Origin of the sequence: Pseudomonas sp. BP8, assembly GCF_017875955.1 — a bacterium.
Classification (GTDB): domain Bacteria; phylum Pseudomonadota; class Gammaproteobacteria; order Pseudomonadales; family Pseudomonadaceae; genus Aquipseudomonas.
Map to the genome: position 1 here is coordinate 4,000,222 of NZ_JAGINK010000001.1, position 20,674 is coordinate 4,020,895.

Genomic DNA, 20,674 nt, shown 5'->3' on the forward strand with positions numbered 1-20,674 from the left:
CGGTTCTCGCGAGCTCCTGGCAGGAGTAGAATGCGCAAAACCGGGAGCCGCAATGAACCACGACCGCTTCATCCCCAACGAAGACGATGCCATCACCGATGCCGCTGCGCACTGGTGCATGCGTCTGCACGCCGATGATTGCACGGCGGGCGAGCGCGAGGCCTTCGACCTGTGGCTGGCGGCCGACCCACGGCATTTCGATGAGTATCGGGCTATGCAGGAGATCTGGCAGACCGCCGACCTGCTGCCACGCCAGGCAGACGTGATTACGCTGAACCCGCAACAGCGCCGCCAGCCAGCTGCACGCAACTGGCGTCCGCTGGCCTCAGCCGCAGCGATCGCCCTCCTCGTCCTGCCCTTGGCAGGCTGGATTGGCTGGGATCAAGGCTGGTTGCCCAATGATTATCAGCACTTCGACACCGCTGACCAGGTGCGCACGGTGCAACTGAGCGATGGCAGCGTCGTCGAACTCAATCTGCACAGCGAACTGCGCTACCTGAACTACAAGGACCGACGCCAGGTTACCCTGAGCAAAGGCGAGGCCTTTTTCAAAGTCACCCACGACAGCGCGCACCCGTTCATCGTCCACGCAGGGCTGGGCCAGACCCGCGTCACCGGCACCCAGTTCAATGTCTGGAAGTACGACGACCTGGTCAAGGTGACCCTGATCGAAGGCTCGGTGCTGGTCAGCAGCCATGGCGCCGACGGTGGCTACCGCCTCGGCCCCGGCATGCAGGCCAGCTACCACAGGGGTGATTTCGAGCCAGCCCTGGCGCAAAGCGACGATGTCGACAACAGCCTCGCCTGGCGCAGCGGCAAACTGGTGCTGGATAACCTGAGCCTGACCCAGGCGCTGCCGGTGATCAACCGCTACCTCGACAAGCCGCTGCTGCTGGCTGACGAGAGCACTGGTGCAATCCGCGTCAGCGGCGTGTACAACACCCGCGAAGTCAAGCGCATGGTCGACAACCTGCCCAAGGTGCTGCCGATCTACCTGACCCGCAGCAAGGACGGCAGTACCGTCCTCAACCGCATCACGCCCCTCACCCACAAAGGCTGACAGCGCGCCTCAGAGCATCATCGCCGCCACCCAGCCAAACGCCAGCAATGGCAGGTTGTAGTGGATGAAGGTGGGTACCACGGTGTCCCAGATATGGTGGTGCTGGCCATCCACGTTGAGCCCCGAGGTTGGCCCCAGGGTCGAATCCGATGCCGGTGAACCGGCGTCACCCAAGGCCCCGGCAGTGCCCACGATGCACACGGTTGCCAGAGGATCGAAGCCCAACTGCACGCACAACGGCACGAAGATCGCCGCCAGGATCGGCACCGTAGAGAACGACGAACCAATGCCCATGGTCACCAGCAGGCCGACCAGCAGCATCAGCAAGGCGCCGATCCCCTTGCTGTGGTTGATCCACTGCGCCGACGTTTCAACCAGGCTCTTGACCTCGCCAGTGGCCTTCATGACCTCGGCAAAGCCAGACGCGGCGATCATGATGAAGCCGATCATGGCCATCATCTTCATGCCTTCAGTGAACAGGTCGTCGGAGTCTTTCCAACGTACGATGCCCGACAGCGAGAAGATCAGAAAGCCAACCATGGCCCCGATAATCATCGAATCCAGCCACAATTGAACGATGAACGCCGCGCCGATCGCCAGTCCCGCCACCAGCAGGCTCAGCGGGTTGTAGCTGACGCCTACCTGCTCGACCTGCTCGATCCGCGTCAGATCGTAGTCACGCTTCTTGCGATAGCTGAACAACACCGCCACCAGCAGACCGGCAAGCATACCAGCCGCCGGCAGGGCCATTGCGTGGGTGACATTGACTGAGCTGACATCGACACCGGCCCGTCCTACATTGGCCAGCAGGACCTCATTAAGGAAAATGTTGCCGAAACCGACCGGCAAGAAGATGTACGGCGTGATCAGGCCAAAGGTGATCACACAGGCGATCAGCCGCCGGTCGATGCGCAACCGGGTCAGCACATACAGCAGCGGTGGCACCAGCAGCGGAATAAAGGCGATGTGGATCGGCAGAATGTTCTGCGATGACACCGCCACCACCAACATCAGGCCAATCAGCAGCCACTTGAGCTTGCCGCCGTTGCTGTGGCCTTGGCGGTCGATCATCGCCAGGGCGCGATCGGCCAGGGCGTGGGCCAGGCCGGATTTGGCAATCGCCACGGCGAAGGCACCAAGCAGCGCATACGACAACGCCACGGTGGCACCGCCACCGAGGCCGCCGTTGAACGCCTTCAACGTACCTTCAATGCCCAGCCCACCGACCAGGCCGCCAGTCAGCGCGCCAATGATCAGGGCGATGACCACATGCACGCGGGACAGGCTCAATATCAGCATGATGCCGACCGCGGCAATGACTGCATTCATGGTGTGGTTTACCTCGTTACGACAGACAAAAAGCGACGGTTCCGGCGACAGGCTGCACGCTGGCAGCGGCCGGACCAAGGGGGTGATGTTCTGAAGGGCGCACACTCTGAGGGCCGGGTCGGCAGATGTCAAATCGGCGCCTTTGCGCGCGGCGAGAAAAACCGCGACCGGCGCCGGGAAATTTATGTTGATCGTTTGAATAAAGAAAAATCCAGCAGCGCCGACATAGTCTGCAGACCTATTACAAGGGACTCTCCCCAAATGCCTTCGCGACAACTGTCTATCCAGTGGAAGATCACCCTGCTCGCCGGCCTGTGCCTGGCCAGCATCGTCACCTTGCTGGTCGGCCTATCGCTGTACCGCATGGACCACAGCTCCGACCTGGTCAAGGCGAGCAGCATGAAGATGCTCTCTGAATCGGCCCAGGCGCGTATCGAGTCGCAAGGCGAGGTCCAGGCCTTGAACATCCGCCGACAGTTCATGGATGCCTACCAGTATGGTGCCGGCTTCGCTCGCCAGGTGCTGTTCCTGCGCGAGCAGGCAGAAAAGCGCTACCTCGATGCCTTCGACCTGCGCGAAGACATGACCCAGCAGGTGCGCAGTGCGTTGCAGGCCAACCCTGACCTGCTCGGCCTGTCGCTGGTATTCGAGCCGGGTGCCCTGGATGGCAAGGACAGCCTGTTCGCCGGCCAGGAAGCGCTGGGCAGCAACGAAAGCGGACGGTTTGCCCTGTACTGGTCGCAGCCGCGCGCCGGTCAGTTGACCTCAATGGCCCTCCCCGAGCACGACATGGCCAACACCGAGGTCGGCCCCAGTGGCCAGCCCGCTAATACCTGGTGGGTCTGCCCGCGCAGCACGGGCAAGGTCTGCGTGGTCGAGCCGTACTTCTATGCCATCGACGGCCAGCAGGTGATGATGACCAGCATCGTCTTCCCGCTGTCGGTCAAGGGCAAGGTGATCGCCACCCTGTCCATCGACATCAATCTCAACAGCCTGCAGGCGCTCAGCCAGGAAGCCAGCCGCAACCTCTATGAGGGCCGTACTACCGTCGGCATCATCAGCCCGGCAGGGCTGCTCGCAGGCTACAGTGCCAACGCGAGCAAGCTGGCTCATCGCCTGGAGCAGGTCGACCCGGCTCAGGGCGCGGCGCTGGTAGGCAAGCTGGCCGACGGCAGGCTGCAGGTGGTGCATGCCCAGCAACGCCTGAAGGTGCTTGCGGCATTCCCGCCGATTCCGGACGCCAAGCCGTGGGGGGTCTTGCTCGACGTGCCGGTAAACGCCCTGACCGGCCCGGCCGAAGCGCTGAAACAAGAACTCGACACGCTCAACACCAGTGGCACCTTGCTTGAATTGGGGTTAGGCCTGGCGGCGGCGATTGCCGGCCTGCTGCTTGTCTGGCTGATGGCCCGCGGCGTGACCCGGCCGATCCTCGGTGTGGCCGCCATGCTCAAGGACATTGCCAGTGGTGAAGGCGACCTGACCCGCCGTTTGCAGTACGACAAGCACGACGAACTGGGCGAGTTGGCCGGCTGGTTCAACCGCTTCCTGGACAAGCTGCAGCCGACCATCGCCGAGGTCAAACGCTCGGTACAGGCCGCACGCGGCACCGCCGACCAGTCTGCCGCCATCGCCAGCCAGACCAGCGCCGGCATGGAGCAGCAATACCGCCAGGTCGACCAGGTGGCGACCGCGTCGCATGAGATGAGCGCCACCGCCCAGGACGTCGCCCGCAGTGCTGCCCAGGCGGCGCAGGCCGCGCGCGAAGCAGATCAGGCCACCCGCGAAGGCCTGGCAGTGATTGGCCGTACCACCGACAGCATCGATGCCCTGGCCGCCGACATGAGCGGCGCCATGGCCCAGGTCGAAGGGTTGGCGCAAAACAGCGAGAAGATCGGCTCGGTGCTTGAGGTGATCCGTTCGATTGCCGAGCAGACCAACCTGCTCGCGCTCAACGCTGCCATCGAGGCGGCCCGTGCCGGCGAGGCCGGACGCGGCTTTGCGGTGGTCGCCGATGAAGTGCGCAACCTGGCCCGGCGCACTCAGGAGTCGGTTGAAGAAACGCGCCAGGTGATTGAAGCATTGCAGGCCGGCACCCGTGAAGTGGTCGGCGCCATGGACAGCAGCCACCGCCAGGCCCAAGGCGGTGTCGAGCAGGTCGGCCAGGCCGTGACCGCGCTGCAACGCATCGGCCAGGCGGTCACGGTAATCAGCGACATGAACCTGCAGATCGCCTCGGCCGCCGAAGAGCAGAGCGCGGTCGCCGAAGAGATCAACAGCAATGTCGCGACCATTCGTGACGTGACCGAGTCGCTGTCTGGCCAGGCCAATGAGTCGGCGCGGGTCAGCCAGTCGCTCAACAGCCTGGCCAATCAGCAGCAGGGGCTGATGGATCAGTTCCGCGTGTGAGCCTTGGCCCGCGCCGTGCCAGGCGGCACTGTGCGGGGCACGGCTACGGGTCAGAGTTCGTCGCGCCTTGGATGGAACCTGCCGCCCCCCAGGATCTGGTCGAGCAGAACCATCGCGGCGTGCACGTTTGGCCGGTTGCCCATTGGCAGCACCTGGGTATCGGGCAAGGTCGCATCCTGGTAACCCGACTGCATCACCAGCAAGTGCAGCTGATTGGCGTTCAGATACACATGATGCTGCTCCATCGCATACGACTGGATCAGACTCAAAGCCCCGGCAACCAGTGGTGTAGCACTGGAGGTACCGGCATAGTTGTCGGTGTAGTCTCTGACGTGATCGGGCTTATGCTGCAGAGCACCGTAGCCCAGGGTAACCACGCTATCGCCCCAAGCGTTGAGCATGCGGTATCGATAGGAATGGTTGGAGTATTGATGAGGTTTGCCATCCCATGACTGGCAAGCGCCGATCAGGATAGCGCCGGCATCGCCGTGGTCTTCGAAGAAGCTGCAATGGGAAAGATCGACACCATAGCCTCTGTGGGTACCCACCTTGGGGTCACTTACGCCAGTGCCGTTGCAGGCTGCTGCAACCACCACCGCGCCGCGTTGAGTAAGGGCCTGAATCGCATCCCACCACGCCTGCTGATGCACCGTAGGCAGAAAGGTGCCAAGCACATTGATGTTGGCGGTCTGCCGATTGATTGCGACGATGTCGCCGGCTTTCACATTCGCAAGCATGTTTTTCAACGTCTGCGGGTATCCATGCGAGTCGTGGGCCTCACTGTTGTAGAAATACACCTCCGCTTCATGGCAGATGCCCGTCACTCCGAACCCGTTTGCCTTGGCCATCAAGATGCCCAACGACGCCGTTCCGTGCTCGGGATCGGTATTGGGCTCGAGCCCGACGATCTTAAGGTTGGGGTGACTGCGCAGCTCTTCATGTTCGGGATACAGGCCTGCATCGGAAAAATGCACCCGAGCGCCCTTGCCCGTTGCCTGCTGCTGCCAAACCTTACGAATATTCATCCCCCTGTAGCGCCTGCCCGGCTCATCCAGGTAGGCCTGCAAGGCCTCGAAGTCAGGCGTTGGACGGGCATTTTCATTGGCATTGTTACCCGCCTTGACAATCGCGCCGGTGAGCAACGTCGCAAGTATGGCTGCGCCAATCAACAGCGGGTTCGGCGTGTCCACTGGCGGTGTGGCGAACTCGATGGATTCAATGTAATCAAGGGCGGACAGCGTCTGGAGCAAGGCTATAAAGGTGTCATTGAGCATGCTGTCGGGCTGGATGAGGCAGTAGTAGTCACTCAGCGCGCTCAAGGCTGCGTTGCCGCGCTCCTGCGGGTCGAGAAAAGGCTGCAGCTGAAGAACCTGGTTGAGTTTGGGCCAGCGGCGCACTAGCAATGAATTGGACCCAGGCTCAAGCTCTTCCCGCAAGCGCTGGTAGCCATCCGTGGTGAACTTGAGCACCAGAGGCGGATATCGCTCACCCTCTCCTACGAGTGGAAATGCCTCGTCGCTAGCGCGCTGCACAGCACGCTTGCGTCGCCCGGTGGCACCATATAGCGGCACCTTGTCCAACACGCTCCTGTTCGATTCTTCCGGCCCGATTTCAAGGGTCAACGCGGGTGGGCGGATCAGTCCATCGACGTCACTGGGAAGGTCCAGTGCAATGATTTCCTTGTCCGTAAGCCTGATCACCGGATGGATACTGTAGGTACCGGGTTGCTCGTCACAGCTCAAGGTTGCCGGGCAGCCATAATCAGCCAGAGAGCCTGTGCGGGCATGTGACTTGGCCCTGACAGCATCCAGCTGTTGCAGCCCGTCGGGCCCCGTTCTTTTCAACTCATAACGAATACTCCTGACTTTATGCAGGTCATTGCCGGTACATCGGATGTGAAACTTGCCGTCGAAGCGGAAATTCCTGAAATAGATAAAACTCACGTCAATGGGCATCGGGGCTCTCTCCTGGTGGTATCGCTGCACGCCTTGCGTACAGGCACCCCACAGCATCCCGGCAGCCCGTGGTAGATCCCAGCCAGAAGGCGTTCCTGGCCAGCGCTGAGCGCAGGTTCCAGCGCCCTGCTACGCCCAGAGGCTTGCTGCTCGCAGCGCAAAACTCGACACTAGGGGCCTACCCTCTGGGACCTCGCCCGCGTGGTCACTACCGATACCCGACCACGGAATCCCGCCCATGCTAGACCTGCTGCTGACCACCCTGGCTCCGATCATCGCGCTGATTGCCCTGGGTACCTGGTTAAGGGTGCGCGGTTTTCTCGCCGAGGGTTTCTGGCCCGGCGCAGAGCGCTTGAGCTATTACGTACTATTGCCCTCGCTGTTTCTTCACGGCCTGGCTACGGCCAACCTGGATGGCGTGCCGATACTGGGCATGGTCGGCGTGCTGATGCTCTCGACCGTGCTCGGCGCTGCCCTGCTGGTGCTCTACCAAGGCGCGGTAAACCACGACGGCGCAGATTTCACCTCGGTGTTTCAGGGCGGCGTGCGTTTCAACAACTACATTGGCGCGACCTTGGCCGCCGGCCTCTATGGCAGCGCCGGGATTGCCCTGGCGGCGGTGGCCAATGCCGCCATCGTGCCACTGGTCAACCTCCTCTGCGTGCTGGTGTTCGCCCGTTTCAGCGCCCGCCACAGTTCGCCGGCGACGATCCTCAAGGCGATCTTTGCCAACCCGCTGATCATCGGTTGCGCGGGCGGGATGCTGTTGCGGGTCAGCAACGTCGGCCTGCCGCCGGGGCTCGAGCCCACGGTCAAGGCGCTCGGCCAGGCCGCGTTGCCACTCGGTCTGCTGTGCGTCGGCGCAGCCTTGGGCGGCGCCCGCCTGGGCCAGCAGGTGCGACCCTTGCTGGCGGCGTCGCTGTTCAAGTTCCTGGTGTTGCCGCTGACCACCTGGGGCCTGTGCCGGCTGCTCGGTTTGGGCGGCCAGGCCGCCGTGGTGGCGGTGCTGTTCCAGGCCCTGCCGACGGCGTCCTCTTCTTACGTCATGGCCCGGCAGATGGGCGGCAACGCGCCCCTGATGGCGACCATCATCGCCTTGCAGACCGTCGTCGCCGCGCTGACCCTGCCATTGATGCTGAGCTTGACCCTGAGTTGATTTCCTCCAGCTAGACTGAGACTCAGTTCACCCTTCGGAAGCACAATCATGCGCCTCTCGTGGATGCTGTTCGGCCTGGCCCTGACCCTGCTTGCAGGCCCGCTCCACGCCGCCGACAGCGCCCAGGCCGCCATGGCTGAAGACAAGGCGCAAGCGCTCGAGGAAAAAGTCGTCGAAGAGGCGCCGCCGCCGAAAAAGAGCGAGACCCTCTCTCCAGGCGAGGTCAAGGCGGTCGACCCCCGTGGCCAAGCCCCGATGGATGACAGCATCACCTGCCTGGCCCGCACCATCTATTGGGAGGCCAAGCAAGCCGACGCCCGGGACATGAGCGCAGTGGCCAGCGTGGTGCTCAACCGGCTTGGGCATGACGGCTTCCCCGACACCATCTGTGGGGTGGTCAAGCAAGGTGTCGAGAGCAAGAGCTGCCAGTTTTCCTGGTGGTGCGACGGGCGCCCCGACCAGGTCGAGGAAAAGGACCGTTACGACGTTGCCAAGGAGATCGCGCGCAAGGCGCTCAACCAGCAACTGAAGGACCCCACCCACGGTGCGCTGTACTTCCACGACCGCTCCGTTCGGCCCGACTGGGCCAAGGCCTACCGCAAGACGGCCGAGACCAGGTTGTTTCTGTTCTACAAGCCGAACCCGTCCCTCGCTCGCTGAATGGCGGGTTACAGAAGCTAGACCAACGTCGTATTCGCGAAATTTTCACAAATCGAGAACCAGGCTTTTTACTGACAAATTCTCTGCTTGATCTAGGCTTTTACGAGCATATTGGCACGCTGAACCCTGCGACAATCAGCCCTATCGGATAATGTACCAACTTGTTAATTAGCTTGCTAAGGGCTTAAACTGTGCTCATTCCACCTGCGAGATCCTTGGCATGAACGACACACCGCGCACCTCTGGTGCCTCGAGATTCATACTGGTCGGCCTGGGCGTTGTCATCGCCCTGCTCGGCCTCCTCCTGGCTGCTGGCGGCATCAAGCTGGCCGGCCTGGGCGGTTCCTGGTACTTCCTGATCGGCGGCCTGGCCATGGCCATCGCCGGTATCCTCATCGCCCGCCGCAAGACCGCGGGTGCCTGGCTGTTTGCTGTATTCCTGCTCGGCACCGCGATCTGGGCCGTGGCCGATACTGGCCTGGTGTTCTGGCCACTGTTCTCGCGGCTGTTCATGTTCTCCGCGATTGGCGTGGTGGTGGCCCTGGTCTACCCGATGCTGGTGCGCGCCAATGGCGGCAACAGCGGTCGTGGCGCCTATGGCGTAGCCGCGGTGCTGGGCGTGGCGGTAGTGATCGCCGCAGGCAACATGTTCGTCGCTCACCCAAGCGTTGCGCCTACTGGCAAAGGCCCAGGCATGACCCCGGTCGAGCCTGAAAAAGCGCAGAAAGACTGGGCGCACTACGGCAATACCGAAGGTGGCAGCCGCTTTGCCGCGCTGGACCAGATCAACCGCGACAACGTCGACAAGCTCAAGGTCGCCTGGACCTACCACACCGGCGACGTGGCCGAGAGCGACGGCAACGGCGCGGAAGACCAGCTGACCCCCTTGCAGGTCGGCAACAAGGTGTTCATCTGCACCCCGCACAACAACCTGATCGCACTCGATGCCGACACCGGCAAAGAGCTGTGGAAGAACGCTATCAACGCCCAGTCCAAGGTCTGGCAGCGTTGCCGCGGCATGGCCTACTTCGACGCTAGCGCGCCGCTGGCCCAGCCGACCCAACCCAACAGCTCGCCGATCACCGTGGCCAGCGTCGCCGCCGGTGCCAACTGCCAGCGCCGCCTGCTGACCAACACCATCGACGGTCGCCTGATTGCAGTCGACGCCGACACTGGCGAGTTCTGCCAGGGCTTTGGCGACAACGGCCAGGTCAACCTGATGGCCGGCCTGGGCAACGTGCCGGACTCTTACTACCAGCTGTCGTCGGCGCCACTGATGGCCGGCACCACCGTGGTGGTAGGCGGTCGTATCGCCGACAACGTCCAGACCGACATGCCGGGTGGCGTGATCCGTGGTTTTGACGTGATCACCGGGCAAATGCGCTGGGCGTTCGATCCGGGCAACCCGGAAGACCGCAACGCACCCGCCGACGGCAGCACCTATGTGCGCAGCACGCCGAACAGCTGGGCGCCGATGTCCTACGACCCGGCGATGAACACCGTGTTCCTGCCGATGGGCTCGTCGTCCACCGACATCTACGGCGTCGAGCGCAGCAAGCTGGACCACACCTACGGTGCCTCGGTACTGGCCCTGGACGCCACCACCGGTAACGAGAAGTGGGTCTACCAGACCGTTCACAACGACCTGTGGGACTTCGACCTGCCGATGCAGCCGAGCCTGATCGACTTCACCAAGGACGACGGCCAGACCGTACCTGCGGTAGTCATCGGCACCAAGGCCGGGCAGATCTACGTCCTCGACCGCGCCACCGGCAAGCCGCTGACCCAGGTCGACGAAGTGCCGGTCAAGCCGAGCAACATTCCTAACGAGCCGTACTCGCCAACCCAGCCCAAGTCTGTCGGCATGCCGCAGATCGGCGCGCAGACCCTGACCGAGTCGGACATGTGGGGCGCTACCCCGTATGACCAGCTGCTGTGCCGTCTCGACTTCAAGAAGATGCGCTACGACGGCCTGTACACCGCGCCGGGTACCGACCTGTCGCTGAGCTTCCCGGGTTCGCTGGGCGGCATGAACTGGGGCAGCATCTCGACAGACCCGGTGCACGGCTTCATCTTCGTCAACGACATGCGCCTGGGCCTGTGGATCCAGATGATTCCGTCGCAGAACCAAGGCCAGGCCGCTGGTGGTGGCGAAGCGCTGAACACCGGCATGGGCGCGGTACCGCTCAAAGGCACGCCGTATGCGGTGAACAAGAACCGCTTCCTGTCGATCGCCGGTATTCCGTGCCAGGCGCCGCCGTTCGGTACGCTCACCGCCATCGACATGAAGACCCGTCAGGTTGCCTGGCAGGTTCCGGTCGGCACGGTTGAAGACACCGGTCCGCTCGGCATCCGCATGCACCTGCCGATCAAGGTCGGCCTGCCAACCCTGGGCGGCACCCTGTCCACCCAAGGCGGCCTGGTGTTCATCGCCGGTACCCAGGACTTCTACCTGCGCGCCTACAACAGCGCCAATGGTGAAGAAGTCTGGAAAGCCCGTCTGCCGGTTGGCAGTCAGGGTGGCCCGATGACCTATGTCTCGCCCAAGACTGGCAAACAGTACGTGGTGATCACCGCTGGTGGCGCACGTCAGTCGACCGACCGCGGCGACTACGTGATTTCCTACGCCCTGCCGTAAACCACGCTTGACCTCTTCGCGGGCTTGCCCCGCGAAGAGGCCCTCAATGACACCCTGCAATTCCCAGGAAAGCCGCGCAATGTCCTCCGCTTTGCACTTCACCCCTACCCGTCTCACCGCTGGCCTGCTGATGGCCTTGGCCAGCACCAGCGCCCTGGCAGAAGCCGACCTGATGAACCGCAGCACCCTCACCGGTGACTGGGGCGGCCTGCGTCACCAGCTCGAAGAAGACGGCGTCAAGTTCACCGCTGACTACAGTGGTGAAACCGCCTACAACGCCCACGGCGGCCTGCACCGCTCGGCGCGTTACTCGCAGAACGTCAAGCTCGGCGTGCAGTTCGACCTGTCCAAGCTGTACGGCCTGGAAAACGGCGGCAAGGTTCAGTTGAGCATCAACGACCGGCGTGGCAACAGCGCCTCCGAAGACCTGGTCGGCAACCGTCTGCCCATCCAGGAAAACTACGGTGGCCTGTACACCCGCCTGACCGAACTGAGCTATGAGCGCAACTTCACCCCGGCGTTGAACGTCAAGCTCGGCTACATGGCCATGGGCAACGACCTCGGCGGGCTGGACAGCGGCATTCTCTGCAACTTCATGAACGCCGGCTTCTGCGGTCACCCGCTGAACATGTCCGGTGGCAGTGGCTGGACCAACTACCCCAACGCCCACCTCGGTGCGCGGGTCAAGTACGACCTGTCTTCGGCCTGGCAGTTGCGGGTTGCGGCGTTCAACGTCGACCCCGAGAGCAACGGCAACTCCAGCCGCGCCTGGCATCTGGGCCCCAAGCACACCACAGGTACCGTGGTGCCGGTGGAGCTCGTGTACAAGCTGCAGGGCGAGCTGCCGGGTGAGTACAAGCTGGGTTACTACTACGACAGCTCCAACGTCAAACGCATTGGCAGCAGCGACGAAGTGGCTGGCCGCGGCGGTCATTACCTGCTGATCGACCAGGCCGTGTGGAACGACCCAAGCTCGCCGGGACGCAGCCTGCATGCATTTGGTCAGTACTCGGCATCGAGCAAGGCTGCCTCGCCGTTCACCAAGTGGTATGGCGCGGGCGTGGTGTTGTACAAGCCGTTCGAAGGGCGTCCACGGGACACCGTGGCGTTGGGCTATGGCCGTGCGGTGCCCAATCCGCGTAGCCGCGATGTGCTGGAAGACGCTGCCTTGGCCAGCGGCCAGGGCTTCCCGGATATCGACAGTGCCGAGCAGTTGATCGAGTTGAGCTACGGCTATCAGGCCACGCCATGGCTGAACCTGCGCCCGGATGTGCAATACATCATCGAGCCGGGGGCGTTCTCCGGAACCAACATCGATAACGCGCTGGTGGTGGGTTTGCAGGTCAAGGCGAGCTTCTGACCTGAGTTGATGTAGCGCTAGTGTCGGCCTCTTTGCGAGGCCGGTACTGACGCCCCTTATCAACCGCTCTTGAGATACTCCAGCAGGCGTAGCAACATCGCATCACAGCCTTGCAACTGCTCGATACTGACGAACTCGTCCGGCTTGTGCCCTTGCTCCATGCTCCCAGGCCCACAGACCACAGTCGGTATCCCGGCCTGATCGAACAGCCCCCCCTCGGTACCGAACGCAACGGTGCCAAACTCACTTGAACCACTGAGCAACGCGACCAGTCGAGCCGCTTCGCTGTCCTGTGGCGTGGCTAAACCGGGATAGGCGCTCAGCGGCAGCAGCCGAACTTCGCTGGCGGCATTCACCGCGCGCATGCGCGGCAGCAGCTCAGCCTCGGCATAAGTCTGCAACTGATCGGCCACACCCTGTGCCTCAAAGCCCGGCAAGGCGCGCACTTCGAAGTCGAACTCGCATTCCTCGGGCACGATGTTCAACGCCCTGCCGCCCTTGATCACACCCGTCTGCACGGTGGAGAACGGCGGATCAAAACGTGCATCCTGCTGTTCGGCCAAGGCATCGCCAATCTCGCCAAGTTTGCCGATCAAGCGCGCCGCGTACTCGATGGCATTAACCCCATACGGCGCATACGCCGAGTGGCAGGCAGCCCCTTGTACCTGGCAACGCATGGCCAACTTGCCCTTGTGGCCCAGTACCGGTTTGAGTTCGGTAGGCTCGCCGATCAGGCACAGCCGTGGCTTGTGTGGCCGCTGCTGGAGGGCTTCAAGCATCGAGCGCACACCCAGGCAACCTACTTCTTCGTCGTAGGAAAACGCCAGGTGGAGCGGTGTCTGCAACGGCTGGGCAAGAAACGCCGGGACTGCCGCCAGCACCGACGCAATAAAGCCTTTCATGTCAGCCGCGCCACGGCCGTACAGGCGCCCGTCGCGTTCGCTCAGGCTGAACGGATCGAGCGTCCACGCCTGGCCGTCGACCGGCACCACGTCGGTGTGCCCGGAGAGCACCACGCCGCCACGGTCCAGTGGCCCGATAGTCGCGAACAGGTTGGCCTTGGTGCCTTCGCGGTTATGAAACAGTTCGCTGGGCACCCCCAGCCCGGCCAGATAGTCGCGAATGAAGGTGATCAACTGCAGGTTGGAGTCACGGCTGACGGTGGCAAAACCGATCAGGCGTGCCAGCAACTCGCGACTGGTCAGCTCACTCATCGCCCGGCACCCCATAGCTCGGCGCACTGGTGGGGTTCAGTGCGCGGGTAACGTAATCCTGCATCTGCGGGCGGTAGGCCTGCCACAGGCCGTCGAGTTGACCAATAGGGTCCTGCTCGGCCCAGTCGACCCGCAGGTCAACCAGCGGCCAGGTCAGCTCACCGGCGATCTTCAGCGCCGCCGAATGGATGGGCCCGGCCTCGCCACCAGCCTTGACCGCCGCATGCATCGCCGCCAGCAGGCGATCAGCCAGATGCCCGCCCGCCTGCTCGAATGCCGCGACCATCGCTTCGATCACCTCATGCGAAGACAACAGATTGCCCGCTGCCGCGCACTGCTCGCCGGCAACCGCGTTGTGCACGCCCAAGGCTTCCTTGCCGGTGAACAACGCGACCTGGCCCTGGCTGTCGATCACCGTCACCTGGCGATATTCACTCCAGCCATTGGCGCTGAGCACCCGCTCCAGCGCTGCGGCCGGCAGTAGTTGGCCCTGCTCGAGGGCATCGAGGATCTGCGGCCCCAGCGCCGGCAAGGTAATGTTCTGCGTAGCGACAGCGCCCACACCGGCTCTCACCCACGGGCACCGCGCACCCACGGCAATGCTCGACGAACTGATGGCGATACCGACCTGGCCGGTTTCCTGGCAACGGCCAATGATAGAGAAGGTCATGTGCAGCTCCTGTTGTGTGCTTAGCGCTGCGAAAGACAACTTTCGCGGGCAGTTGCAGGCATTCTGAACAGAACCCGCGGGGCCACGAAACCACCTTTTTCCTCGCCCTTGAAGAGGAAAAAACTATGCCCGCGCGTAGCCAGCATGCAGGCGGCCGATTTGGGGTTTTGTCGACAGGACCGGCCTCTTCGCGGGGCAAGCCCGCGCCTACAGGATTCGGGAATATCCCGTCTTTGTGCTCGACACAAATCCTGTAGGAGCGGGCTTGCCCCGCGAAGAGGCCGGTCCTGTCGGCACACATTCAAAAACCTGCCGCACAGCACACCACGCCGCAAATCCACGCGTGGAAATAGCACAAGAGCATCCCTGCAGCCCACGCCCGACAAGGCCTTCGCCAAACTATCGGCAATCCTTAACTAAATAGTATTTTCGCCATTCGAAGCGCGTCCCTAGTCTGGCTCCAGGCAAAGGCGGTTCACCCACCGACCTGAATACAACCGCCTTCCAAGAAGGGCTCAGACATGACATTCAATACGATCGAAATCGACACACTGGTGGTCGGCGCAGGCCAGGCCGGGGTTGCCATGAGCGAACACCTGAGCAAACTCGGCGTCCCGCACCTGGTGCTGGAGCGTAACCGCATCGCCGAAGCCTGGCGCACTGGCCGCTGGGACTCGTTGGTTGCCAACGGCCCGGTGTGGCACGACCGCTTCCCAGGACTGGAATTCGACCTCGACGCCGACGCCTTCGCCGGCAAGGAACAGGTCGCCGACTACTTCGAACGTTATGTGCGCACCTACAACCTGCCAGTGCGCACCGGGGTCGAGGTAAAAAAGGTGGTCCGCAACGCCGACCGCCCAGGCTTCACGATTGAGACCAACCAAGGGACAATCCGCGCCAATCGCGTGGTCGCGGCTACCGGCCCCTTCCAGCGCCCGGTGATCCCGGCCATCGCGCCCAAGGATGAAGGCCTGCATCAGATCCACTCGGCGGCCTACTTCAACCCCGAGCAGTTGCCTGAGGGCGCGGTGCTGGTAGTCGGCGCGGGCTCCTCCGGCGTGCAGATCGCCGAAGAACTGATGCGCGCAGGTCGCCAGGTCTACCTCTCGGTGGGCGCCCACGACCGCCCACCGCGCGCCTACCGCAACCGCGACTTCTGCTGGTGGCTGGGCGTGCTGGGTGAATGGGATGCAGAAATTGCCAAGCCTGGCCGCGAGCACGTGACCATCGCCGTCAGTGGCGCCCGCGGCGGCCATACCGTGGACTTCCGCGCCCTCGCCCATCAAGGCATGACCCTGGTCGGCCTGACCCAGTCGTTCGAAGACGGCAAGGTGCGTTTCCAGGACAACCTGGCCGACAACATTCGCCGCGGCGATGAAAACTACCTGGCCTTGCTGGATGCTGCCGATGCCTACATCGAGCGCAACGGCCTCGATCTGCCTGAGGAGCCCGAGGCGCGCACGCGCCTGGCCGATCCTGCCTGCATCAGCCAGCCGATCCTCGAACTGGACCTGACCCAGGCCGGCGTGACCAGCATCATCTGGGCGACCGGCTATGGCGTCGACTTCAGCTGGCTGCAGGTCGATACCTTCGACGCCAACGGCAAGCCGGTGCATCAGCGCGGCGTATCCAGAGAGCCAGGCGTGTACTTCCTCGGCCTGCCGTGGTTGTCGCGCCGTGGTTCGTCGTTCATCTGGGGCGTGTGGCACGACGCCAAGCATGTCGCCGGGCACATCGCCACACAACGCACCTATCTGGCCTACCGCGACCGCGATCAGCGCGCTGCGCAGGACCAGGACATTCAATCCTCGATCAGTAACGTCAGCACCCTCGGAGCCCACTGATGCCTACCCATACTCGCGTTCGCATGTTCAACACCAAGGTGACCTACCCCAACCAGTCGCTGGACAACGACCTCTGCCAGGCAGTACGCGCTGGCAACACAGTGTATGTGCGGGGCCAGGTCGGGACCGATTTCGAGGGCCGCCTGGTCGGCCTGGGAGACCCGCGCGCGCAAGCCGAGCAGGCGATGAAAAACGTCAAGCAACTGCTTGAAGAAGCGGGCTCGGACATGTCGCACATCGTCAAGACCACCACCTATATCACCGACCCGCGCTTCCGCGAGCCGGTGTACCAGGAAGTCGGCAAGTGGCTCAAGGGGGTGTTCCCGATCTCTACCGGGCTGGTGGTGGCGGGGTTGGCCCAGGCGGAGTGGTTGATGGAGATTGACGTAATAGCAGTGGTGCCGGATCAGGTGTGAATTGTGGGGTTATCCATTTGATGTGGTGACGCTAGCGGGGGGGGGCTTATCCATTTGATGTGGTGACGCTTATGGCCCCTTCCGCCCTTACGGCCATCCCTTTCAAGGTCTCTGCATTTTTCTGAATTTTTCTTTGGCTTGAGCTCGCCGGGGCCGCTGCGCAGGCCTTGTGTCGCGAAAGGGGTGCGCAGCGCCCCCGGCATTGCTGGCTTACATGATGAAATCCGAAGGTGACGCAAAACCATATCCTGGGTGCACACTCCACCCCACCACCCCCTAAAGCCTGGCCAACTCCTCACGGCAAAACTCGACGAACAGCTGCGCCGGCTTGGTCAACTGAACCCGCTTCAAGCGCGCCGCCGCCAGCCCCGACAGAGTCACCGGCTCGGCAATATCCACCATCACCAGCCGCTGCCCGTCATAGGTGCATTCCGAATGCGGCCGGGTCACCAGCAGGGAAAAACCAAAGCCCTGCCCCACCATCCCCCGCACCATCTCGATCGACGGCGAACTGAAGACGATGTTCGGCGTCAGCCCCAGCTCATTGAACAAGCTGACAAAGTAAGTTCGGCTAGGCGCCACGTCGAGCAGGATCATCGGCTCCGGACACAGGTCGCGCAACGACACCTGCGCCTGCCCGGCAAAGCGGTGTTTCTCCGGCAACAGCACATAAGGCTTCTGCGGTGGCATCAACGGTTCGGCCTCAATCGTGCCGTCCAGGTCGTGATCGTAAAGAAACGCCAGATCAAACGTGCCCGCCGTCAGCCCCTGGATCAACTCCTGCTGCTCGCCATCGCGCAAGCGGATATCAACCCCCGGGTAACGCTCGCGAAAGCCCGCGATCAAGCGCGGCAGATAGAGCGGCGCCACTGTCTCGAAGCAGCCGATATCGATCTGCCCGGCCACCGTGTCGTTGTCGGCCAGGGCGTTCTGCTCGAACTCGTGCGCCATCTGCAACAGCGACTTGGTCTTGGCGTAAAAGCGCTTGCCGCTGGGCGTCAGCGAGACACCCTGGGCGTGGTGGCGGATGAACAGTTGCACGCCGAAGCTCTCTTCCAGGCTCTTGATCGCGGTCGAGATCGACGGCTGGGCAATGTACAGCTGACGCGAAGCCTCAGCGACACTACCGGCCTCCACCGTGGTGACGAAGTACTTCAGTTGACGCAGGGTATAGGAAGCCACAGGCACCTCTCTGGCGCCGTTCACGGCGCGCTCGAATTATTCCTGCCACCTTACCTTAGCCCCAGCCTGGCCGGCGGCTGGGCGGAAAAGGATTTGCCTATGTCCTGATGATAGTTTGCCTAGGCTGACCGGCTACGCACCTGACGCAGCACCACCAGTACCAGCACGACGTTGGCCAGCGCCAGCACGCACAAGGTCGCGAGCACGCCCATCGCGCCAAAATGCTCGAACAGATAGCCACCCACCAGTGGCGTCAGGGCCTGGCCGATCAGCGATGGCCGCGACATGCGCCCCATCAGCAATACGTACTGGGCCGGCGGCATCAGGGCCAGCGGTAGCAAGCCACGCACGATCGCCCGCAGGCCATTGCCGCAACCAAAGATCAGCAACCCGATAGCAGTGACGCCAGGTGCGAAGGCCACCAGCAACAACCCTAGTGCGACCAGGCTCACCGAGATCAGCGCGGTCCAGATCGGATGACGCTTGCCGGCGATGATCTGCAGAACACGCGACGCCACCTGGCTCGGCCCAAGCATCGCCGCCAGGCCGATTGCGGCAGGTAGCGAGTGGCCGAGGCCCTGAAGCACCGCCACCAATTGCACCGCCACCGCAGTCATGATGATCGCGCCGAGGGCGAAAATGGCCGTCAACAGCAGATACAGCCGTCGGTCCACCGTGCCGTCCTGATGGCTGGCGGCACGCTTTGCTGGCTCGCGCTGGCCGCCCTTGGGCAGCACTTTCAGGTACAGCGGTGCTACCACTACCAGCAACACGCAGGCATACGCAACGCAGGCCTGACGCCAGCCGAAGTGCTCGATAGCCAGGGCCACTGCCGGCCACGACAGGGTCGAGGCAAAGCCCGAGATCAGTATGATACCGGTGATTGCCCGGCCTGCACCCTCGGCGTAAAGCGCACCCAGGGTAGAAAACAGCGCCTCGTACAAACCCATTGCCATGCCAACGCCGATCACCCCCCAAGCCAGCAGGAACAGCGGCAGGCCATGGCTGGTAGCCATGATCAGCAGCCCCAGCGCCACTACCGCACCACTACCGGCCAGCTGCGGCCGACCGCCGTAACGGGCCACCAGTCGGCTGGACAACGGCGCCAGCAAAGCCGAGACCATCAAGCTTAGCGACAGCGCGCCATAGACCCACTGACTGGCCCAGCCGGTCTCGCGCATGATCGGCTCGGCCATGACCGCCAGGATGAAGAAAGAACCGCCCCAGACCAGGATCTGCAGCACGCCCAGGCCGACAATGGCCAGGGCTGCGGGGTGTCGAACATCAGTATTCACAGGACAACCTTATCGCGTTGAAAGTAGCTGTCGCGCAGAGAACAAACCCCGCAAGTGCGCTGCATGCAATTAAGTCAGCCCGCGCACTACAGAAGCCTCTTCGCAGCCGCTGCCAATCATGCCCATTATCGATGAGCAATCCCCACCTATCATTCTGCGTGATAATAACCTTCGCCTCATTCGATTCGTTCCTTGCGCGCGCGCCGAGCAGAATCCGCCCACTATCCATACATTGGCGGATTTCTCCATGGAACAATCACTCAAACCCTTGCGCTATCCCCTCGCTGCCTTGGCAGTGCTGGTGATCGCTGCCTGCGGTAAAACCCCCGATGTCGCACAGGCGCCCGCCGCGCCCAAGGTGACCGTAGCCAAAGTGATCGAGCAACCGATCAACGAATGGGACGAGTTCACCGGTCGCCTTGAAGCCCCAGAAACCGTCGAGGTGCGGCCGCGCGTCTCCGGCCAGATCGACCTGGTCGGCTTCACCGAAGGCGCCAAGGTGAACAAGGGCGACCTGTTGTTCCAGATCGATCCACGCCCGTTCCAGGCTGAGGTCCGCCGCCTCGAAGCACAAGTGCAACAAGCCCGCGCCACCGCCGTGCGCAGCGAAAACGAAGCTCGCCGCGGTGAGCGCCTACGCGACAGCAATGCTATATCCGCCGAGCTGGCCGAGTCGCGCAGCAGCGCCGCCACCGAAGCCCGCGCGGGAGTCGCGGCGATCCAGGCGCAACTGGACCTCGCCCGTCTCAACCTGAGCTTCACCCGCGTCACCGCGCCGATCAGCGGCCGCGTCAGCCGTGCCGAGTTCACCGCAGGCAACATCGTCACCGCCGACGTCACGCCGCTGACCTCGGTGGTCTCCACCGACAAGGTCTACGCCTATTTCGATGCCGACGAGCGGGTCTACCTCAAGTACAGCCAACTGGCTCGCGACGGCCAACGCGGCCAGAGCACCCCGGTGTACCTGGGCCTGAGCAACGAAACCGGCAACCCGCACCTGGGCCAGATGAATTTCGTCGACAACCAGGTCAACCCGCGCACCGGTACCATCCGCGGCCGCGCCGTGTTCGACAACCGCGATGGCCAGTTCACCCCCGGCCTGTATGCCCGCCTCAAGCTGGTCGGCAGCGCCACCTACGACGCCGTGCTGATCAACGACGAAGCGGTCGGCACCGACCTTGGCAAGAAGTTCGTGCTGGTCATGGACAAGGACAACAAGGCTGCCTACCGCGCCGTCGAGCTGGGGCCAAAACTCGAAGGCCTGCGCATCGTCCGTAGCGGCCTGGCCAAGGAAGACCGCATCGTGGTCAAGGGCCTGCAACGGGTGCGCCCTGGCTCGCCGGTAACGCCTGAAGAAACGGCCATGGCCAGCGAGCAGACCCTCGCCACCCTCGACCGTCAGCGCCAGGCCCTCGAGGCCAGCAACCCGGCGCCGAGCGTGGCCGGCACCAGTGTCAAAGTCGCCAGTGCCCAGGCACCGCGCGGTTAA

15 protein-coding genes are annotated in these 20,674 nt (G+C 63.1%); 9 read left to right on the forward strand and 6 right to left on the reverse strand.

Features of this window, described 5'->3' with window-relative positions:
• Positions 1-52 precede the first annotated feature (52 nt).
• Positions 53-1,060 carry a FecR family protein gene (locus J3B00_RS17415; protein ID WP_209869247.1) on the forward strand — a complete coding sequence of 336 codons (1,008 nt, stop codon included), beginning with the start codon at positions 53-55 and terminating at the stop codon, positions 1,058-1,060.
• A 9-nt stretch (positions 1,061-1,069) separates the two neighbouring features.
• On the opposite strand, the gene J3B00_RS17420 is transcribed toward J3B00_RS17415, so the two are convergent.
• Positions 1,070-2,389 (reverse strand): Na+/H+ antiporter NhaC family protein, encoded by a 1,320-nt coding sequence (locus J3B00_RS17420; RefSeq protein WP_209869250.1) that lies wholly within the window; start codon positions 2,387-2,389, stop codon positions 1,070-1,072.
• 261 nt (positions 2,390-2,650) lie between these two features.
• Here J3B00_RS17420 and J3B00_RS17425 point away from each other — a divergent pair, with 261 nt between their 5' ends.
• On the forward strand, positions 2,651-4,795 hold the full coding sequence (locus J3B00_RS17425) for a methyl-accepting chemotaxis protein (protein WP_209869253.1): 2,145 nt from the start codon (positions 2,651-2,653) through the stop codon (positions 4,793-4,795).
• A gap of 50 nt (positions 4,796-4,845) precedes the next feature.
• On the opposite strand, the gene J3B00_RS17430 is transcribed toward J3B00_RS17425, so the two are convergent.
• Complete coding sequence (locus tag J3B00_RS17430; protein WP_209869256.1) at positions 4,846-6,750, reverse strand: S8 family serine peptidase; 1,905 nt, start codon at positions 6,748-6,750, stop codon at positions 4,846-4,848.
• 238 nt (positions 6,751-6,988) lie between these two features.
• Here J3B00_RS17430 and J3B00_RS17435 point away from each other — a divergent pair, with 238 nt between their 5' ends.
• From J3B00_RS17435 to J3B00_RS17450, 4 genes are all read left to right on the forward strand, one after another.
• Positions 6,989-7,906, forward strand: coding sequence for an AEC family transporter (locus J3B00_RS17435; protein WP_209869259.1), 918 nt, complete (start codon positions 6,989-6,991; stop codon positions 7,904-7,906).
• 48 nt (positions 7,907-7,954) lie between these two features.
• Entirely contained in the window at positions 7,955-8,566 is a 612-nt protein-coding gene (locus J3B00_RS17440) for a cell wall hydrolase (protein ID WP_209869263.1), read from the forward strand.
• A 220-nt stretch (positions 8,567-8,786) separates the two neighbouring features.
• On the forward strand, positions 8,787-11,204 hold the full coding sequence (locus J3B00_RS17445; RefSeq protein WP_209869265.1) for a glucose/quinate/shikimate family membrane-bound PQQ-dependent dehydrogenase: 2,418 nt from the start codon (positions 8,787-8,789) through the stop codon (positions 11,202-11,204).
• A 79-nt stretch (positions 11,205-11,283) separates the two neighbouring features.
• Complete coding sequence (locus J3B00_RS17450; RefSeq protein WP_209869268.1) at positions 11,284-12,564, forward strand: carbohydrate porin; 1,281 nt, start codon at positions 11,284-11,286, stop codon at positions 12,562-12,564.
• Between the two features lie 59 nt (positions 12,565-12,623).
• Here J3B00_RS17450 and argE read toward each other — a convergent pair whose 3' ends face one another.
• A complete protein-coding gene (gene argE, locus J3B00_RS17455; protein WP_209869272.1) occupies positions 12,624-13,778 on the reverse strand; it encodes an acetylornithine deacetylase in 1,155 nt (384 codons plus the stop codon).
• Complete coding sequence (locus J3B00_RS17460; protein WP_209869276.1) at positions 13,771-14,448, reverse strand: DUF1028 domain-containing protein; 678 nt, start codon at positions 14,446-14,448, stop codon at positions 13,771-13,773. Before J3B00_RS17460 ends, argE begins: the two co-directional genes overlap by 8 nt.
• A 521-nt stretch (positions 14,449-14,969) precedes the next feature.
• On the opposite strand from J3B00_RS17460, the gene J3B00_RS17465 reads away from it, so the two are divergent.
• Together J3B00_RS17465 and J3B00_RS17470 are read left to right on the forward strand one after the other, a co-directional pair.
• Positions 14,970-16,292: an NAD(P)/FAD-dependent oxidoreductase gene (locus J3B00_RS17465; RefSeq protein WP_209869279.1), complete on the forward strand. Its 1,323-nt coding sequence runs from the start codon at positions 14,970-14,972 to the stop codon at positions 16,290-16,292.
• Positions 16,292-16,708: a RidA family protein gene (locus tag J3B00_RS17470; RefSeq protein ID WP_209869282.1), complete on the forward strand. Its 417-nt coding sequence runs from the start codon at positions 16,292-16,294 to the stop codon at positions 16,706-16,708. The genes J3B00_RS17465 and J3B00_RS17470 overlap by 1 nt, the downstream gene beginning before the upstream one ends.
• Positions 16,709-16,984: 276 nt before the next feature.
• Here the strand turns inward: J3B00_RS17470 and J3B00_RS17475 are convergent, their stop codons facing one another.
• On the reverse strand, positions 16,985-17,890 hold the full coding sequence (locus J3B00_RS17475; protein ID WP_209869285.1) for a LysR family transcriptional regulator: 906 nt from the start codon (positions 17,888-17,890) through the stop codon (positions 16,985-16,987).
• 119 nt (positions 17,891-18,009) lie between these two features.
• Positions 18,010-19,134, reverse strand: a complete 1,125-nt coding sequence (locus J3B00_RS17480) for an MFS transporter (protein ID WP_209874952.1) — start codon at positions 19,132-19,134, stop codon at positions 18,010-18,012.
• 298 nt (positions 19,135-19,432) lie between these two features.
• Here J3B00_RS17480 and mexE point away from each other — a divergent pair, with 298 nt between their 5' ends.
• Positions 19,433-20,674: a multidrug efflux RND transporter periplasmic adaptor subunit MexE gene (gene mexE, locus J3B00_RS17485; RefSeq protein WP_209869288.1), complete on the forward strand. Its 1,242-nt coding sequence runs from the start codon at positions 19,433-19,435 to the stop codon at positions 20,672-20,674.

Excerpts from the sequence above, each read along its gene's own strand:
- J3B00_RS17415 (WP_209869247.1), top strand. The coding sequence starts at position 53 with ATGAACCACGACCGCTTCATCCCCAACGAAGACGATGCCATCACCGAT.
- J3B00_RS17420 (WP_209869250.1), bottom strand. The coding sequence starts at position 2,389 with ATGAATGCAGTCATTGCCGCGGTCGGCATCATGCTGATATTGAGCCTG.
- J3B00_RS17425 (WP_209869253.1), top strand. The coding sequence starts at position 2,651 with ATGCCTTCGCGACAACTGTCTATCCAGTGGAAGATCACCCTGCTCGCC.
- J3B00_RS17430 (WP_209869256.1), bottom strand. The coding sequence starts at position 6,750 with ATGCCCATTGACGTGAGTTTTATCTATTTCAGGAATTTCCGCTTCGAC.
- J3B00_RS17435 (WP_209869259.1), top strand. The coding sequence starts at position 6,989 with ATGCTAGACCTGCTGCTGACCACCCTGGCTCCGATCATCGCGCTGATT.
- J3B00_RS17440 (WP_209869263.1), top strand. The coding sequence starts at position 7,955 with ATGCGCCTCTCGTGGATGCTGTTCGGCCTGGCCCTGACCCTGCTTGCA.
- J3B00_RS17445 (WP_209869265.1), top strand. The coding sequence starts at position 8,787 with ATGAACGACACACCGCGCACCTCTGGTGCCTCGAGATTCATACTGGTC.
- J3B00_RS17450 (WP_209869268.1), top strand. The coding sequence starts at position 11,284 with ATGTCCTCCGCTTTGCACTTCACCCCTACCCGTCTCACCGCTGGCCTG.
- argE (WP_209869272.1), bottom strand. The coding sequence starts at position 13,778 with ATGAGTGAGCTGACCAGTCGCGAGTTGCTGGCACGCCTGATCGGTTTT.
- J3B00_RS17460 (WP_209869276.1), bottom strand. The coding sequence starts at position 14,448 with ATGACCTTCTCTATCATTGGCCGTTGCCAGGAAACCGGCCAGGTCGGT.
- J3B00_RS17465 (WP_209869279.1), top strand. The coding sequence starts at position 14,970 with ATGACATTCAATACGATCGAAATCGACACACTGGTGGTCGGCGCAGGC.
- J3B00_RS17470 (WP_209869282.1), top strand. The coding sequence starts at position 16,292 with ATGCCTACCCATACTCGCGTTCGCATGTTCAACACCAAGGTGACCTAC.
- mexE (WP_209869288.1), top strand. The coding sequence starts at position 19,433 with ATGGAACAATCACTCAAACCCTTGCGCTATCCCCTCGCTGCCTTGGCA.